17 protein-coding genes are annotated in these 14,871 nt (G+C 71.5%); 16 read left to right on the top strand and 1 reads right to left on the bottom strand.

The genetic code is table 11. The features are described from left to right. The first annotated feature begins 24 nt into the window (after positions 1-24). The 13 genes from AC1DX8_RS09685 (at position 25) to dapF (ending at position 11,321) form a co-directional block, all read left to right on the top strand. Positions 25-246, top strand: coding sequence for a DUF3046 domain-containing protein (locus AC1DX8_RS09685; RefSeq protein ID WP_457255718.1), 222 nt, complete (start codon positions 25-27; stop codon positions 244-246). After that, positions 243-1,274, top strand: a complete 1,032-nt coding sequence (locus AC1DX8_RS09680; protein ID WP_477629711.1) for a nitronate monooxygenase — start codon at positions 243-245, stop codon at positions 1,272-1,274. The genes AC1DX8_RS09685 and AC1DX8_RS09680 overlap by 4 nt, the downstream gene beginning before the upstream one ends. Positions 1,275-1,307: 33 nt before the next feature. Further along, positions 1,308-2,237, top strand: coding sequence for an ABC transporter ATP-binding protein (locus AC1DX8_RS09675; protein WP_477629710.1), 930 nt, complete (start codon positions 1,308-1,310; stop codon positions 2,235-2,237). Further along, positions 2,237-3,097 (top strand): ABC transporter permease, encoded by an 861-nt coding sequence (locus AC1DX8_RS09670; protein WP_477629709.1) that lies wholly within the window; start codon positions 2,237-2,239, stop codon positions 3,095-3,097. Before AC1DX8_RS09675 ends, AC1DX8_RS09670 begins: the two co-directional genes overlap by 1 nt. Then, complete coding sequence (locus tag AC1DX8_RS09665; RefSeq protein ID WP_477629708.1) at positions 3,094-3,933, top strand: ABC transporter permease; 840 nt, start codon at positions 3,094-3,096, stop codon at positions 3,931-3,933. Before AC1DX8_RS09670 ends, AC1DX8_RS09665 begins: the two co-directional genes overlap by 4 nt. After that, positions 3,930-4,382, top strand: a complete 453-nt coding sequence (locus AC1DX8_RS09660) for a GNAT family N-acetyltransferase (protein ID WP_477629707.1) — start codon at positions 3,930-3,932, stop codon at positions 4,380-4,382. The genes AC1DX8_RS09665 and AC1DX8_RS09660 overlap by 4 nt, the downstream gene beginning before the upstream one ends. A 227-nt stretch (positions 4,383-4,609) precedes the next feature. Further along, positions 4,610-5,674: a recombinase RecA gene (recA, locus tag AC1DX8_RS09655; protein ID WP_477629706.1), complete on the top strand. Its 1,065-nt coding sequence runs from the start codon at positions 4,610-4,612 to the stop codon at positions 5,672-5,674. A 57-nt stretch (positions 5,675-5,731) separates the two neighbouring features. After that, the gene (locus AC1DX8_RS09650; RefSeq protein WP_477629705.1) at positions 5,732-6,379 is read left to right on the top strand and encodes a regulatory protein RecX; all 648 of its coding nucleotides are present in this window, start codon (positions 5,732-5,734) and stop codon (positions 6,377-6,379) included. Between the two features lie 41 nt (positions 6,380-6,420). Further along, positions 6,421-7,194, top strand: coding sequence for a YoaK family protein (locus tag AC1DX8_RS09645; RefSeq protein ID WP_477629704.1), 774 nt, complete (start codon positions 6,421-6,423; stop codon positions 7,192-7,194). Between the two features lie 143 nt (positions 7,195-7,337). Further along, positions 7,338-8,876: a tRNA (N6-isopentenyl adenosine(37)-C2)-methylthiotransferase MiaB gene (gene miaB, locus AC1DX8_RS09640; RefSeq protein WP_477629703.1), complete on the top strand. Its 1,539-nt coding sequence runs from the start codon at positions 7,338-7,340 to the stop codon at positions 8,874-8,876. Positions 8,877-8,911: 35 nt separating this feature from the next. Next, positions 8,912-9,514 (top strand): peptide deformylase, encoded by a 603-nt coding sequence (def, locus tag AC1DX8_RS09635; RefSeq protein WP_477629702.1) that lies wholly within the window; start codon positions 8,912-8,914, stop codon positions 9,512-9,514. Positions 9,515-9,532: 18 nt separating this feature from the next. Further along, positions 9,533-10,465 carry a tRNA (adenosine(37)-N6)-dimethylallyltransferase MiaA gene (gene miaA, locus AC1DX8_RS09630; protein WP_477629701.1) on the top strand — a complete coding sequence of 311 codons (933 nt, stop codon included), beginning with the start codon at positions 9,533-9,535 and terminating at the stop codon, positions 10,463-10,465. After that, positions 10,458-11,321 (top strand): diaminopimelate epimerase, encoded by an 864-nt coding sequence (gene dapF, locus AC1DX8_RS09625; protein WP_477629700.1) that lies wholly within the window; start codon positions 10,458-10,460, stop codon positions 11,319-11,321. The genes miaA and dapF overlap by 8 nt, the downstream gene beginning before the upstream one ends. On the opposite strand, the gene AC1DX8_RS09620 is transcribed toward dapF, so the two are convergent. Then, the gene (locus AC1DX8_RS09620; protein WP_477629699.1) at positions 11,318-11,938 is read right to left on the bottom strand and encodes a class I SAM-dependent methyltransferase; all 621 of its coding nucleotides are present in this window, start codon (positions 11,936-11,938) and stop codon (positions 11,318-11,320) included. The genes dapF and AC1DX8_RS09620 overlap by 4 nt on opposite strands. 128 nt (positions 11,939-12,066) lie before the next feature. On the opposite strand from AC1DX8_RS09620, the gene hflX reads away from it, so the two are divergent. From hflX to AC1DX8_RS09605, 3 genes are read left to right on the top strand one after another with little or no spacing between them, the layout of a single operon-like run. Beyond that, a complete protein-coding gene (hflX, locus tag AC1DX8_RS09615) occupies positions 12,067-13,518 on the top strand; it encodes a GTPase HflX (RefSeq protein WP_477629698.1) in 1,452 nt (483 codons plus the stop codon). A 15-nt stretch (positions 13,519-13,533) separates the two neighbouring features. Further along, positions 13,534-14,028, top strand: a complete 495-nt coding sequence (locus AC1DX8_RS09610; protein WP_477629697.1) for a GNAT family N-acetyltransferase — start codon at positions 13,534-13,536, stop codon at positions 14,026-14,028. Then, on the top strand, positions 14,025-14,867 hold the full coding sequence (locus tag AC1DX8_RS09605) for an NAD(P)H-binding protein (RefSeq protein ID WP_477629696.1): 843 nt from the start codon (positions 14,025-14,027) through the stop codon (positions 14,865-14,867). Before AC1DX8_RS09610 ends, AC1DX8_RS09605 begins: the two co-directional genes overlap by 4 nt. The last annotated feature ends 4 nt before the right edge of the window (positions 14,868-14,871 follow it).

The following is a 14,871-nucleotide window of genomic DNA, read 5'->3' as shown; positions in this document are numbered from 1 at the left end:
TCCGGCCCGGCTTACACTCGCCCCGTGCGGCTGAGCCACTTCTGGAACCTGATGAACGACGAGTTCGGCGAGACCTATGCCAGCTCGCTCGCCCAGCACCACGTGCTGGGCGTCCTCGGCGACCGCACGGTGGCCCAGGCCCTCGAGGCGGGGGAGAGCCCGCGACGGGTCTGGCTCGCCCTGTGTGACGCGATGGACGTGCCCGAGTCGCGCCGGCTCGGCATCGAGCGACGGCCCGCCCGGTGACCTCGGTCGACTGGTCCGCCCACCCCCTCGTCCTCGCGCCGATGGCAGGCGGTCCGTCGACCGTCGCCCTGGCCGCTGCCGCCGCCGAGGGTGGCCTGGTCCCGTTCCTGGCCGGCGCCTACCTCACCCCCGAACGGCTCCGCACCGACCTCGACGAGCTGCGTTCCGTCACGTCCGTCCCGTTCGGCGTCAACGTGTTCGCGCCGTCCCCTGACCTCCCGTCCATGCAGGCGGATGCCCTCGCGTATGCCGCGTCGCTGGCTCCCTGGGCCGCCGCGGCAGGGGTCGAGCTGGGGACCCCGCGGTATGACGACGACTTCTTCGCGGCCAAGGTCGACCTGCTGGTCGAGGCGGCCCCGGCCCTGGTGAGCTTCGCGTTCGGGTGGCCCCCGGCAGACGTGGTCAGCCGGCTGCAGGCGGCGGGGACGGACGTGTGGGTGACGGTCAACGAGCCGTCCGAGGTCGAGTGGGCCGAGGCGCTCGCCGTCGACGGCCTCGTGGCGCAGGGGTGGGAGGCGGGCGGCCACCGTGGCGGCCCCGTCGACACCGGGGGTCCCCAGCTCGAGCTCCTCCCGCTGGTGCGGGCCCTCGCGGAGCGCACCCACCTGCCGATCATGGGCGCCGGTGGCGTGATGACCGGCGCCGACGCGGCCGAGGTCATGCGGGCGGGCGCCACCGCCGTCGCCCTGGGCACCGCCTTCCTGGGCTGCCCCGAAGCGGGGACCGCTCCCGTGCACCGGCACGAGCTCACCCACCGCAGCGGGACGACGGTGACCCGGGCCTTCACCGGCCGCAGTGCCCGCGCCCTGACCACGACGTGGACCGAGCTGTTCGCCGAAGCCGCCCCCGCGGCATACCCCCACGTCCACCACGTCACGGCTCCGTTGCGCGCCCACGGGAAGGCGACCGGCGAGGCCGAGCTGGTCCACCTGTGGGCGGGCACCGGGCACGAGCGCCTGCGGTCGCTCCCCGCCGCCGCGCTGGCGCGGACGCTCGTCGACGAGCTGGCCGACGCCAAAAGGAGATGATCGGCGTCGGTGGCCCTCGCTAGCGTGGGGCCAGTGACCGACGAGATCCTGTTGACCGCCACCGGGTTGACCAAGACGTTCGCCGACTTCACCGCCGTCGACGGCATCGACTTCGCGGTGCGCAAGGGCGAGTGCTTCGGGTTCCTCGGTCCCAACGGGGCGGGCAAGTCGTCCACCATGAGGATGGTGGGCTGCGTGTCACCGGTGACCAGTGGCGAGCTGCGGTTGTTCGGTCTCGACCCCGCCACGGACGGTCCGGCGATCCGCGCCAGGATCGGCAGCTGCCCGCAGCGCGACACCCTCGACGAGGAGCTCACCGTCGAGGAGAACCTCTGGGTCTACGGCCGCTACTTCGGCCTGTCCCGCAAGGAGGTCCGCAGCCGCGCTGCCGAGCTGCTCGACTTCGCCCAGCTGACCGATCGCGCCGGTGACAAGGTGGAGCCCCTGTCTGGGGGCATGAAGCGGCGCCTCACCATCGCGCGGTCGCTGATCAACTCCCCAGAGCTCCTCCTGCTCGACGAACCGACCACCGGTCTCGACCCGCAGGCCCGGCACGTGTTGTGGGACAGGCTCTTCCGGCTCAAGCGGTCGGGCGTGACCCTCGTCCTCACGACCCACTACATGGACGAGGCCGAGCAGCTCTGTGACCGACTGGTCGTGATGGACCACGGCAAGATCGTCGCCGAGGGCTCACCCCGGTCGCTGATCGACGAGTACTCGACGCGTGAGGTGCTGGAGCTGCGGTTCGACGCCGAGGACCACCAGGACGTCGCGGGCCTGGTCGCGGGCATCGGAGAGCGCGTCGAGGTGCTGCCCGACCGGCTCCTCGTCTACGCCGACGACGGCGACGAGGCGGCCGCGGTCGTCCACGCGCGCGGCATCGAGCCGTTGTCGTCGCTCGTGCGACGCTCCACGCTGGAAGACGTGTTCCTGCACCTCACCGGTCGGACCCTGGTCGACTGATGGCGCCCCACACCCCTCCCGCGGCCGGCACGCCCATGCCCACGGACACCCACAGCCGGGCCGCACCCGGTCCACGGGCGCCGCTGTCGACCTCCGAGCGGGTGCTCGCGGTGTTCGCCTACTTCCTCACGGTCTACCGGCGCACCTGGCGCGGCAGCATCATCGGCCGGTTCCTCTCGCCGCTGTTCTTCCTGCTGGCGATGGGGGTCGGGCTCGGGTCGCTGGTCAACGACCGGGTGGGTGGTGTCGACGGGCTGCCCTACCTGCAGTTCGTGGTGCCGGCCATCGTCGCGACCCAGACGATGTGGGTCGCGATGGGCGAGTCCACCTACCAGGTGCTGGGCTACATCAAGTGGAACATGGGCTACCACGCGATGCTCGCGTCGCCGCTGACGGTGCGCGACGTGCTGCGCGGCCACTTCCTCGCGGTCGTCGCCCACCTCACCACCGCCACGACGATCTTCATGGGGGTGGCGGCCCTCTTCGGCGGGTTCCGGTCGGTGGCGGCGGTCTTCTGCCTGCCGATCGCGATCCTCACGGGCCTGGCGTTCGTCACGCCGATCTTCGCGTTCACCGCGCGGCAGGAGGGTGACGACGGCTTCAACATCCTCTTCCGCTGGGTGGTCACCCCGCTGATGCTCTTCTCCGGCACGTTCTTCCCCATCGACCAGCTGCCCGGCTGGATGCAGCCGATCGCCTGGGTGACGCCACTGTGGCACGGGGTCGAGGCGTGCCGAGACGTGGCGACGGGCTCGGTGGCGGTCGGCCCCTTCGTCGGGCACGTCGTGGTGCTCGGGGCCTACGTCGCGGTCGGCTGGTGGCTGGCCGAACGCTCCTTCGCCAGGAGGCTGGTCCCGTGAGCGCCCAGGCCCCACCGCGCCCGGGCCGCGCGGTCTCCACCAGGCTGGCGGGGCTCGTGCCCATGCCTGCCGGGGCGGGTCTGGCCCGCATGCTCGTCGAGCGCAACATCACCTCGTTCCGCCACGGCTGGATCGCCCTGGTGACCGGGTTCGCCGAGCCGGTCTTCTACCTCTTCTCGCTCGGCATCGGCATCGGTGCGCTGGTGCAGACCGTCACGACCGACTCCGGCGCCGAGGTCTCCTACCCCCAGTTCGTCGCCCCGGCCCTGCTGGCGGCCTCCGCCATGAACGGTGCCGTCTTCGACTCCACCTTCAACGTCTTCTTCAAGCTGCGCCACGCCAAGCTGTATGACGCGGTGCTCGCGACTCCCATGGGTCCGCGTGACATCGCGGTCGGCGAGATCGCCTGGTCGCTGATCCGCGGTGCGCTGTACTCCGCGGCCTTCCTCGTCGTCGCCCTGCTGGCCGGGGCCGTGGGCTCGTGGTGGGCGGTCCTGGCCCTTCCCGCGGCGGTGTTCATCGGGTTCGCGTTCGCCGCCCTGGGGATGTTCGCCACGACCTTCATGACGTCCTGGGTGCACTTCGACTACATCACCCTGGCGATCCAGCCGATGTTCCTGTTCTCCGCGACCTTCTTCCCGCTGTCCACCTACCCCGAGGCGCTGCAGTGGGTGGTGCGCCTGACTCCGCTCTACCACGGGGTCGCGCTGGAGCGCGCGCTGATGCTGGGGGAGGTCGGGTGGGGCGTGCTCGCCCACGTCGGCTACCTCGTGGTGCTCGGCGCGATCGGGGTCGTCGGCACGGCACGGCGACTCGAGAAGCTGCTGCTCTCGTGAGCGGCGCCGACCCCGAGGTGCGGTCGGCGGGCTTCGCCGACCTCGACGGCCTGACCGCCTACCGGCTCTGGGCGCTGCGGTCAGCGGTCTTCGTGGTGGAACAGGATTGTCCCTACCTCGACCTCGACGGCCGTGACCTCGAACCCCTCACGCGTCACCTGTGGGTGGAGCAGGACGGCCAGCCGGTGGCCACCCTGCGGCTCCTCGACGACGGGGAGGCGCTGCGGATCGGTCGGGTCGCCACGGTCGCGTCGGCCCGGGGCCAGGGGCTGGCAGCCCGCCTCGTGCGCGCAGCGCTGGACGTGGCGGGGGAGCGCACGGTGGTGCTCGACGCCCAGTCCCACCTCGTGGACTGGTATGCCGGGTTCGGCTTCGCTCCCAGCGGGCGGGGGTTCCTCGAGGACGGGATCCCGCACACGCCGATGCGTCGAGCGGGCCGGGCGTCCTGACCGGGAGCCGTTCGCGGCGTGTCGCGTGTCGGATGCTGGATTTCGAACAGGTGTTCGGTACCTTCGTCCCCAGGTGGAACCGCCACAGAGCCACCGTCCACAGGTCGTGCGAGCGACTCGGACGGCTGTCGGTGCCGACACCTAGCGTCTGACCCAAGCAGAGCAGCTGCCCGAGGGTCGAAGGCAGGCGCGCCCGACTCGAAATGAAAGAAGGAATGGTGGCCAAGATGTCTGGAGCGAACTCCGCAACCCTGGACCAGAAGTCCAAGTCCCTCGACAGCGTGATGGGGCAGATCGAGAAGTCGTTCGGCAAGGGCGCGGTCATGCGCCTCGGCGACGACGTCCGTCCCCCGATCGACGTGATCCCGACCGGCTCGATCGCGCTCGACGTGGCGCTCGGCATCGGCGGTCTCCCGCGCGGTCGCGTCGTCGAGATCTACGGCCCGGAGTCCTCGGGCAAGACGACGGTGGCGCTCCACGCCGTGGCCAGTGCCCAGCGGGCCGGCGGCATCGCGGCGTTCATCGACGCCGAGCACGCCCTCGACCCCGACTACGCCAAGAAGCTGGGGGTCGACACCGACGCCCTGCTGGTCAGCCAGCCCGACACGGGGGAGCAGGCGCTCGAGATCGCCGACATGCTGATCCGGTCCGGTGCCATCGACATCATCGTGATCGACTCGGTGGCCGCGCTCGTGCCCCGCGCCGAGATCGAGGGCGAGATGGGCGACAGCCACGTGGGTCTGCAGGCCCGCCTGATGTCACAGGCCCTGCGCAAGCTCACCGGCGCCCTCAACACCACCGGCACGACGGCCATCTTCATCAACCAGCTCCGCGAGAAGATCGGCGTCATGTTCGGCTCCCCGGAGACCACCACCGGTGGCAAGGCGCTGAAGTTCTACGCCTCGGTGCGCCTCGACGTGCGGCGGATCGAGACCCTCAAGGACGGCAGCGACCCGGTCGGCAACCGCACCAGGGTCAAGGTCGTCAAGAACAAGGTGGCCCCGCCGTTCAAGCAGGCGGAGTTCGACATCCTCTACGGCCAGGGCATCTCGCGTGAGGGCGGCCTGATCGACATGGGGGTCGAGCAGGGCTTCGTCCGCAAGGCCGGCGCCTGGTACACCTACGAGGGCGACCAGCTCGGACAGGGTAAGGAGAACGCCCGGCAGTTCCTCAAGGACAACCCCGACCTCGGCAACGAGATCGAGAAGAAGATCAAGGAGAAGCTCGGCATCGGCCCGCAGGTCGACAAGCCGGCCGAGGCGGCGGTCCCCGAGGTGCCGGTCGAGTTCTGAGCCACCCCGACTGACCGACTGACATGACCGATCGACGCACATGACGGATCGACGCACATGACGGATCGGCGCAGTGCGGCCAGGGCAGCCTTCGAGGCAGCCCTGGCCGCGACGCGCGAACCCTCGCCACCGTCCACGGGAGAGCCGGCGAGTCGGCGACCCCGGGCGTGGCAGCCGATCCCGGGCGACCCCGAAGCCGACCTGCAGACCCGTGACGGGGAACCGGATGCCTACGACGTGGCCCGCCAGATCGTGTTGCGTCAGCTCGCCCTGTCACCCAAGAGCCGCCAGCAGCTGCGTGACAAGCTGCGGGCTCGCAACTGTCCCGACGACGTGGCCGAGGCCGTGCTCGACCGGATGACCGACGTCGGCCTGGTCGACGACGTGGCGTACGCCGGGATGCTCGTCCGGTCCCAGCAGGCCGGGCGGGGACTGGCCAGACGAGCCCTGGCGCGCGAGCTGCGCACCAAGGGCGTGGACGACGAGACGGCGCAGGCGACCCTCGACCAGATCGACCCGGAGGCCGAGCGTGACCGGGCCGCCCAGCTGGTGGCCAAGAAGCTCCGGTCCATGCACGGGCTCGAGCCTCTGGTGCAGAAGAGGCGACTGGCGGGCCTGCTCGCCCGCAAGGGCTACCCGGCCGAGCTGTCCATGGCCGTCATCCGTGAGGCCATCGCGGCCGCGCCCGAGCACCAGCGCGACTGAGCACCAGCCCGACTGAAACCGGGCAGGCGTACTCTCCGGCTGTGACTGCTCGCGACGTGCCCCCAGCTTCCCTCGGGCGGGGAACGCTGGTCGCGGGCCGGCTGGCCACCCTGACCGGCGCCGAGCGCACCCTGCGCCGCAACCAGTACCTCGCCGCCTTGCTCGCCCTCATCGCGGGAACCCTCAACTCGGTCGGGTTCGTCGCGGTGTCGGTGTACACCTCACACATGACCGGCCTGACGGCGTCCGTCGCGGACCACCTCGTCCTGGGGTCGTTCGCCCTCGTGTGGGTGGGCGTCGAGGCCATCGGAGCCTTTGTGCTCGGGGCGATGACCTGCGCCCTGCTGTTCAACTGGGGGCGACGTCGTGGCCTGCACGGGCGCTACGCGAACGTGCTCGTCGTCGAGGCGCTGCTGATCCTGGCCTTCGGCGCACTGGCCGATCGGCTGGTGTGGGAACACCGTGACCACGTGTTCGTGGCGGTGCTCTGCTTCACGATGGGTCTGCAGAACGCCATCATCACCAAGATCTCAGCGGCCCAGATCCGCACGACCCACGTCACGGGAATGGTGACGGACATCGGGATCGAGCTCGGCAAGCTCGTCTACCGCAGTCGCCGGACAGGCGAGCCGCCGGTGCGAGCCGACCTCGGCAAGCTCGGCATGCTCGCGGGTCTGGTCGGCTTGTTCTTCCTCGGCGGACTGCTCGGCGCAGCCGGCTACCTCGCTGTCGGCTTCCCGGTCCTGATCGCCCCCGCACTCGTGTTGCTCCTCGTGGCGGCGCCTCCGCTCGTCGCCGACCTGCGCACCCGCTGACCGGCCCGGGCGACCGAGCGGCTGCGGCTGGGCGGATGCCCAGCGCGTCAACGCGCCAGCGTGCCAGCGTGCCAGCGTGCCAGCGTGCCAACGTGCCAACGCGGCATACCTCGTCGTGCGGAGCACGTACCCTTGTCCGTGCCATGACTGCCACGCCCACGCACGCCACCGCGCCCCTGAGCGCAGCCAAGACCTACGACGTCCGCACCCACGGGTGCCAGATGAACGTGCACGACTCCGAGCGCCTCGCCGGGCTGCTGGAGACGGCCGGCTACGTCGACGTCAACAGCCTGCCTGCGAGCGCTCGGCCCGAGGCCGCCGATGTCGTGGTCTTCAACACCTGCGCCGTCCGCGAGAACGCCGACAACAAGCTCTACGGCAACCTCGGGCAGCTGCGCCCCGCCAAGACGAAGAACCCCGACATGCAGATCGCGGTCGGGGGCTGCATGGCCCAGAAGGACCGCGCGACCATCGTGCAGAGGGCGCCCTGGGTGGACGTCGTCTTCGGCACCAACAACATCGGCAGCCTGCCGGCCCTGCTCGACCGGGCCCGCCACAACAAGCGCGCGGAGGTCGAGATCCTCGAGAGCCTCGAGGTCTTCCCGAGCACGCTGCCGACCCGACGCGACTCGGCCTACGCCGGGTGGGTGTCGATCTCGGTGGGGTGCAACAACACCTGCACGTTCTGCATCGTCCCCAGCCTGCGCGGCAAGGAGGCCGACCGACGCCCCGGCGACGTGCTCGCGGAGGTCGAGGCGCTGGTCCAGCAGGGCGTCGTCGAGGTGACGTTGCTCGGCCAGAACGTCAACACCTACGGCGTCGAGTTCGGTGACCGGTTGGCCTTCGGCAAGCTGCTGCGGGCCTGTGGCGACATCGAGGGGCTCGAGCGGGTGCGCTTCACGAGCCCCCACCCGGCCGCCTTCACCGACGATGTCATCACCGCGATGGCCGAGACGCCCAACGTCATGCCGAGCCTGCACATGCCGCTCCAGTCGGGCTCGGACCGGGTGCTGAAGGCGATGCGGCGGTCCTACCGCAGCGACAAGTTCCTCGGGATCATCGACCGGGTGCGCGAGCAGATCCCGGACGCCGCGATCACGACCGACATCATCGTCGGCTTCCCGGGCGAGACGGAGGCCGACTTCGAGGAGACCCTGCGAGTGGTCCGTGAGTCGCGGTTCGCGAGCGCGTTCACCTTCCAGTACTCCATCCGCCCCGGCACCCCCGCCGCGACGATGCCCGACCAGCTGCCCAAGGCCGTCGTGCAGGAGCGCTACGAGCGGCTCCTCGCGGCCCAGGAGGAGATCTCCTGGGCCGAGAACCGCAGGGTCGAGGGTCGAGACGTCGAGGTGCTGGTGGCCACCGGCGAAGGCCGCAAGGACACCGCGACGCACCGTCTGTCCGGCCGGGCTCGCGACAACCGGCTGGTGCACTTCGCGGTGCCCGAGGGAGCCGAGCGACCGCGGCCCGGCGACATGGTGACCGTGGGGGTGACCTACGGCGCACCGCACCACCTGGTGGCCGACGCGGCGCTCGAGGGCGGCAGCTACTCGCTCCGCCGCACCTCCGGGGGCGATGCGTGGGCGGCCCTGCAGGACGCTCCGGTCCCCGGCAAGCCGGCCGTCTCCCTGGGTATGCCGGGCGTGGGGCGACCGGGCACCGCGCCGGTCACGTGCGGGTGAACCACTCCTGCGGGTGATCTGAGAGACTCCCGCGCATGACAGTTCGCCCCATCGTCATCACCGGTGAGCCGGTGCTCCATCGTCGTGCCGAACCCGTGGAGAGGTTCGACGACGACCTGCGCGAGCTGGTCGCTGACATGTTCGAGACCATGGACGCGGCCCACGGCGTGGGCCTGGCCGCCCCCCAGATCGGGGTCGGGCTGCGGGTCTTCACCTGGCAGATGGACAACGACGACGGCGTGCCGGCGCGTGGCGCCATCGTCAACCCCTACGTCACCTCGACGAAGCCCTCGCTCGACGAGCCCGACCCGCACGACGAGGCCGAGGGCTGCCTCTCGGTGCCGGGCGAGAGCTTCCCCCTCAAGCGGGGGGATCGGGCGACCGTGACCGGGTACGACGTCGACGGCACAGAGCTGTCCTTCGAGGCGAGCGGCTGGTTCGCCCGCTGCATGCAGCACGAGTACGACCACCTCAACGGCTTCCTCTACGTCGACCGGCTCAACGAGCGGTGGGGCAGGAAGGCCCGCAAGGCCGTCAAGAAGCAGGGGTGGGGCAAGCCCGGCTTCACCTGGCACCCCGGGGTGGACCCCGACCCGTTCGGCCACGACGAGGACCACGACCACGAGCACGACCTGTGACCCGATGACCGCCAACCCATGACGATGCCACTGGTCATCGGCGTCGTCGGCCCCACTGCGACGGGCAAGTCCGACCTGGCGCTCGACCTCGCGGAATCGCTCGGCGGAGAAGTGGTCGGTGCGGATGCCAGCCAGCTCTACCGCGGCATGGACATCGGCACCGCCAAGCTGCCGCTCGCCGAGCGACGCGGCATACCGCACCACCAGCTGGACGTGCTCGACGTCGTGCAGGAGGCCAGCGTCGCCGCCTACCAGGCGGCGGCCCGCGAGGACATCGCGGCGATCCGGGGTCGGGGGCTCCACCCGGTGCTCGCCGGCGGGTCCGGCCTCTACGTGCGCGCCGCACTCGACGTGCTCGACATCCCGCCGACCGATGCCGAGATCCGGACCCGACTCGAGCGCGAGGCCGACGAGGTCGGTCCCGCGGTGCTGCGCGCGCGACTGCGCGACCTCGACCCGCGCGCGGCCGCGGCCATCGAGCCGGGCAACACGCGGCGCATCGTGCGCGCCCTGGAGGTCATCGAGCTGACCGGCCGGCCGTTCTCGGCGACCCTGCCGGCTCGCACCTTCCTGCAGCCGACCGTGCTGGTGGGCCTGCGGATGCCGCGCGAGGAACTCGACCAGAGGGTGGCCATGCGGGTGCGGCGGATGTGGGAGCAGGGGCTTCTCGAGGAGGTGCGGCGCCTGGAGGCGGTGGGGCTGCGTGCGGGCAGGACGGCCTCGCGAGCGCTGGGTTACGCCCAGGCGCTGGCCGAGCTCGACGGCCGGCTGACGACCGACGAGGCGCAGGAGGAGACCACCAGGCTGACCCGGCGGCTCGTGCGGCGGCAGGAGTCGTGGTTCAACCCCGACCCCCGGATCACCTGGCTCGACGCCCGGGCGCCGGACCTCGCCGACCGGGCGGTGGCGCTGGTGCGGGCCGCGATCAGCGACAATGGTGCGCATGGCTGACCAGACCGCCTTCACCAAGGGCCACGGCACCGAGAACGACTTCGTCCTCGTCCCGGACCTCGAGGGCGTCCGCGACCTGACGGCGCAGCAGGCGGCCAGGCTCGCCGATCGCCGCGCCGGGATCGGGGGCGACGGCGTCATCCGCGTCGTCCCGACGGCCCTGGCGACCGAGGCCGGGGTGCTGTCGCAGGCGGCGGGGGCGCGCTGGTTCATGGACTACCGCAACGCCGACGGCAGCGTGGCGGAGATGTGCGGCAACGGCACCCGGGTGTTCGCCGCCTACCTGCGTCGCGAGGGCCTCGAGACCGCCGACGAGTTCGCCATCGCGACGCGGGCCGGCACCAAGGTGGTGCGGTTCGAGACGCCCGAGCTGATCGCGGTGAACCTCGGGCCCTGGCGGCTGGCGCAGCCGGTCATCGCCGACGAGGAGGGCTTCGACGCCTTGGTCCACCTCGAGCGCCACGAGCCCCTCTCCGCCCTGTCGCTCGACCTCGGCAACCCCCACACCGTGGTGGCCCTGCCGGAGACCGTCGACCTCGACGCCCTCGACCTCCACCTGCCGCCGGTGGTGAACCCGCTGCCCGAGCACGGCACCAACGTCGAGTTCGTCCGCCCGATGGGCGCCGGTCACCTGCGCATGCGCGTCCACGAGCGGGGCGTGGGGGAGACCCGCTCGTGTGGCACCGGTGCGGCCGCCGCCGCGCTGGCGACCCGGTTCTGGGCCGGTGACGTCACCGACACCTGGACCGTCGACGTGCCGGGCGGGCGGCTGCGGGTGCGCGCGCTGCCGGGCCAGGAGGTCGAGCTGGCCGGGCCGGCCGCCCTCGTGGCCGACGGCACGACCGACCTGCTCTAACCCGCGGCGCGGCGGACCTCGAGGATCCGGAAGCCCTTGTCCGAGGTGAACCGGGACACCGTGTACTCACTCGGGTCGAGGTGCTCGCCCAGCCAGCGCTGCAGCGAGTCGGAGCCCAGGTTCTTCTGCACCACGAGGTGAGCCACCCCTCCCGGGGCCAGCCGGGGGAGCCAGGTGAGCATCAGCTCGTGGAGCACCGCCTTGCCCACCCGGATGGGAGGGTTCGACCAGATCGCGTCGAACCGCACGTCCTCGGGTATGCCGTCCGGCTGGCTCGCGTGCAGCCGGTCGAGTCCCAGCGACGCCGCCGTGCTGCGGAGCAGGTCGAGCGCACGCTCGTTGACGTCCACGGCATACACGGTCGCCTCGGGCGACCGGAGCGCGAGGGTGAGGGCGATCGGGCCCCAACCACAGCCCAGGTCGAGCAGGCTGCCCTGGGTCGGCGGTGCGGGGGCGTGGCGCAGCAGCACGGCAGTGCCCTGGTCGACTCCGGCGGGGCTGAAGATCCCCGCGGCCGAGCGCACCTCGACGGTGCGCCCCGCGAGCCGCACGGTGATCGTGCGCTGCTGGGCGGGGCTGGCCGGCTCGGCCGTGAAGTAGTGATCCTGCGTGCTCATCGGGGCCAACGGTAGACGGCCGGACGGCAACGGGTCGCAGTGGTCGATACTTGATCCGTGCCCAGCGAGGTGACGAGGACATAAAGCAGTCGCCGTGGTTGTTGGCATGGTGAGATTCTTGAGGGGACATGACACTGAAGCGATCAGACATCTTTGACCTGAAGGCCACCGCGCTGGCGACCGAGGACGAGGTCCTCACCGGTGACGGGGCTGGCTACGACGGCGACCAGTACGACCGCGAGGACCGAGCGGCGTTGCGCCGGGTCGCGGGGCTGTCCACCGAGCTGGAGGACATCACCGAAGTCGAGTACCGCCAGCTGCGCCTCGAGCGCGTGGTGCTCGCCGCGGTCTGGACCGAGGGGACGGCGGAGGACGCCGACAACTCCCTGCGCGAGCTCGCCGCCCTCGCCGAGACCGCGGGCTCGACCGTGCTCGCCGGGCTGGTGCAGCGCCGCGCGAAGCCCGACACCGGCACCTACCTGGGCTCCGGCAAGGCCATCGAGCTGCGCGACATCGTCATCGCGGAGGGCGCCGACACCGTCATCTGCGACACCGAGCTGACCCCCAGCCAGCGCCGCGCGCTCGAGGACGTCGTCAAGGTCAAGGTCATCGACCGCACCGCCCTGATCCTCGACATCTTCGCCCAGCACGCGAAGTCGAAGGAGGGCAAGGCGCAGGTGGAGCTGGCCCAGCTGCAGTACCTCCTGCCGCGCCTGCGTGGTTGGGGTGAGTCGATGTCACGGCAGGCCGGTGGCCAGGCCGCCGGTGGCCAGGGCATGGGTTCGCGTGGTCCGGGTGAGACGAAGATCGAGCTCGACCGTCGACGGATCAACACGCGCATGGCCAAGCTCCGTCGCGAGATCAAGGAGATGAAGACGAGCCGCGACACCCGTCGGCTCTCCCGCAAGGCGAACGAGGTGCCGAGCGTGGCGATCGCCGGCTACACCAACGCGGGCAAGTCCTCGCTGCTCAACCGGCTGACCGGGGCGGGCGTGCTCGTCGAGAACCAGCTGTTCGCGACCCTCGACCCGACCGTCCGTCGCGCCGAGACCGAGGACGGTCGTCTCTACACGCTCGCCGACACCGTCGGCTTCGTGCGCCAGCTGCCGACCCAGCTGGTCGAGGCCTTCCGCTCGACCCTCGAAGAGGTGGGCGGCGCCGACCTGCTGCTGCACGTCGTCGACGGCTCGCACCCCGACCCCGAGGGCCAGATCAGCGCGGTCCGCGCCGTGCTCGCCGATGTCGACGCGGCGTCGGTGCGTGAGGTGATCGTCGTCAACAAGGCCGACGCCGCCGACCCCGAGGTGCTCGACCGGATCCAGCGCCACGAGAAGCACTCGATCGTGGTCTCGGCCCGCACCGGCGCCGGGATCGACGAGCTGCGCGCCCTCATCGCCGACGAGCTGCCGCGGCCGACCATCGACGTCGAGGTGCTGGTGCCCTACGACCGTGGAGACCTCGTGAGTCGACTCCACCAGGAGGCCGAGGTCATCTCGAGCGAGCACACCGGCCACGGCACCCTGCTCAAGGCCCGGGTGCACCCCGACCTGGCCGGCGAGCTCGCGGCGTTCGCCGCCTGAGCCCGCCCGGTCGCCGTGGACCTCCGCCCGGGCGGGCTCGACACGCCTCAGGTCGCCGCCCTGCTCGCCGAGCACCTCGAGGAGATGCGTCGCTACTCCCCACCCGAGAGCGTGCACGCCCTCGACCTCGACCGGCTGCGGACGCCCGACCTCTCGTTCTGGAGCCTCTGGGAGGGTGACGCGGTGCTGGGCTGCGCCGCGCTGCGCGAGCTGGACCCCGCCCACGGCGAGCTCAAGTCGATGCGCACGGCTGCGGCGCACCGCCGTCGTGGTGTCGCCGCGGCGCTCCTCGAGCACGTCGTGGCCGAGGCCCGCCGACGGGGCTACACCCGGCTGAGCCTCGAGACCGGCTCGCCGGAGGAGTTCGCCCCGGCCCGGGCCATGTATGCCGCGTACGGGTTCACGCCGTCCGGTCCCTTCGGTCCCTACGTCGAGGACGAGTTCAGTGTGTTCATGACCCTCGAGCTGGGCGCGCACGACCAGGGGTCGGTGTCTACGCTCGAACCATGACGATCGGACTGACCGGAGTGACCGGCCACGTGGGGAGCCGGGTGCGGGCACTGCTGGCCGAGACCGCACCAGACGCCGGCCCGCTCGTGCTGTTGGCTCGGACACCGGCCAAGGTGACCGCCGGTCCGCGGGACGAGGTGCGCGCCTGCGACTTCGCCGACCCCGAGGGTGCCGCCCGCGCCCTGGCGGGGGTCGACACGCTGCTCATGGTCTCGGCGTCCGAGGCGGTCGACCGGCTCGACCAGCACCGGGCCCTGGTGCGCGCCGCAGCGACGGCGGGGGTCCGGCACGTCGTCTACACGTCGTTCCAGGGTGCGGCGGCGGACTGCACCTTCACACTCGGACGCGACCACTGGGCGACCGAGCAGGCCATTCGCGAGGCGGGGCTCGACTTCACGTTCCTGCGCGACAGCTTCTACGCAGACTTCCTGCCGCTGATGGCCCAGGACGGCGTGATCTGCGGCCCCGCCGGCGAGGGGCGGGTGGCAGCCGTCGCGCGCGACGACGTCGCGGCCGTCGCGGCGGTGGTCCTCGCCGACCCCGGTGCGCACGCCGACGCGGCATACGACCTCACCGGTCCGGAGGCCCTCACCCTGGCCGAGGCGGCCGCGGTCATCGAGGAGGTCACGGGCCGGCCGACCCGCTTCCTCGACGAGACGCTGCCGGAGGCCTACGCCTCCCGCGCGTCGTACGGCGCACCCGACTGGCAGGTGGAGGCGTGGGTGTCCACCTACACGGCGATCGCGGCGGGTGAGGTCGCGGCCGTCTCCGATGCCGTGCCGCGGCTGACCGGGCGGCCGGCCACCAGCCTCAGGGAGCTGCTGACCCGACACCCCTGACCAC

The organism is Pedococcus sp. P2_A3, from assembly GCF_056405035.1.
This window is presented reverse-complemented; position numbering and strand designations above follow the sequence as displayed.

Coding starts and splice junctions, on each gene's coding strand:
- AC1DX8_RS09670 (WP_477629709.1), top strand. CDS start 2,237: ATGGCGCCCCACACCCCTCCCGCGGCCGGCACGCCCATGCCCACGGAC.
- recA (WP_477629706.1), top strand. CDS start 4,610: ATGTCTGGAGCGAACTCCGCAACCCTGGACCAGAAGTCCAAGTCCCTC.
- AC1DX8_RS09650 (WP_477629705.1), top strand. CDS start 5,732: ATGACGGATCGGCGCAGTGCGGCCAGGGCAGCCTTCGAGGCAGCCCTG.
- miaB (WP_477629703.1), top strand. CDS start 7,338: ATGACTGCCACGCCCACGCACGCCACCGCGCCCCTGAGCGCAGCCAAG.
- def (WP_477629702.1), top strand. CDS start 8,912: ATGACAGTTCGCCCCATCGTCATCACCGGTGAGCCGGTGCTCCATCGT.
- miaA (WP_477629701.1), top strand. CDS start 9,533: ATGACGATGCCACTGGTCATCGGCGTCGTCGGCCCCACTGCGACGGGC.
- dapF (WP_477629700.1), top strand. CDS start 10,458: ATGGCTGACCAGACCGCCTTCACCAAGGGCCACGGCACCGAGAACGAC.
- AC1DX8_RS09620 (WP_477629699.1), bottom strand. CDS start 11,938: ATGAGCACGCAGGATCACTACTTCACGGCCGAGCCGGCCAGCCCCGCC.
- hflX (WP_477629698.1), top strand. CDS start 12,067: ATGACACTGAAGCGATCAGACATCTTTGACCTGAAGGCCACCGCGCTG.
- AC1DX8_RS09605 (WP_477629696.1), top strand. CDS start 14,025: ATGACGATCGGACTGACCGGAGTGACCGGCCACGTGGGGAGCCGGGTG.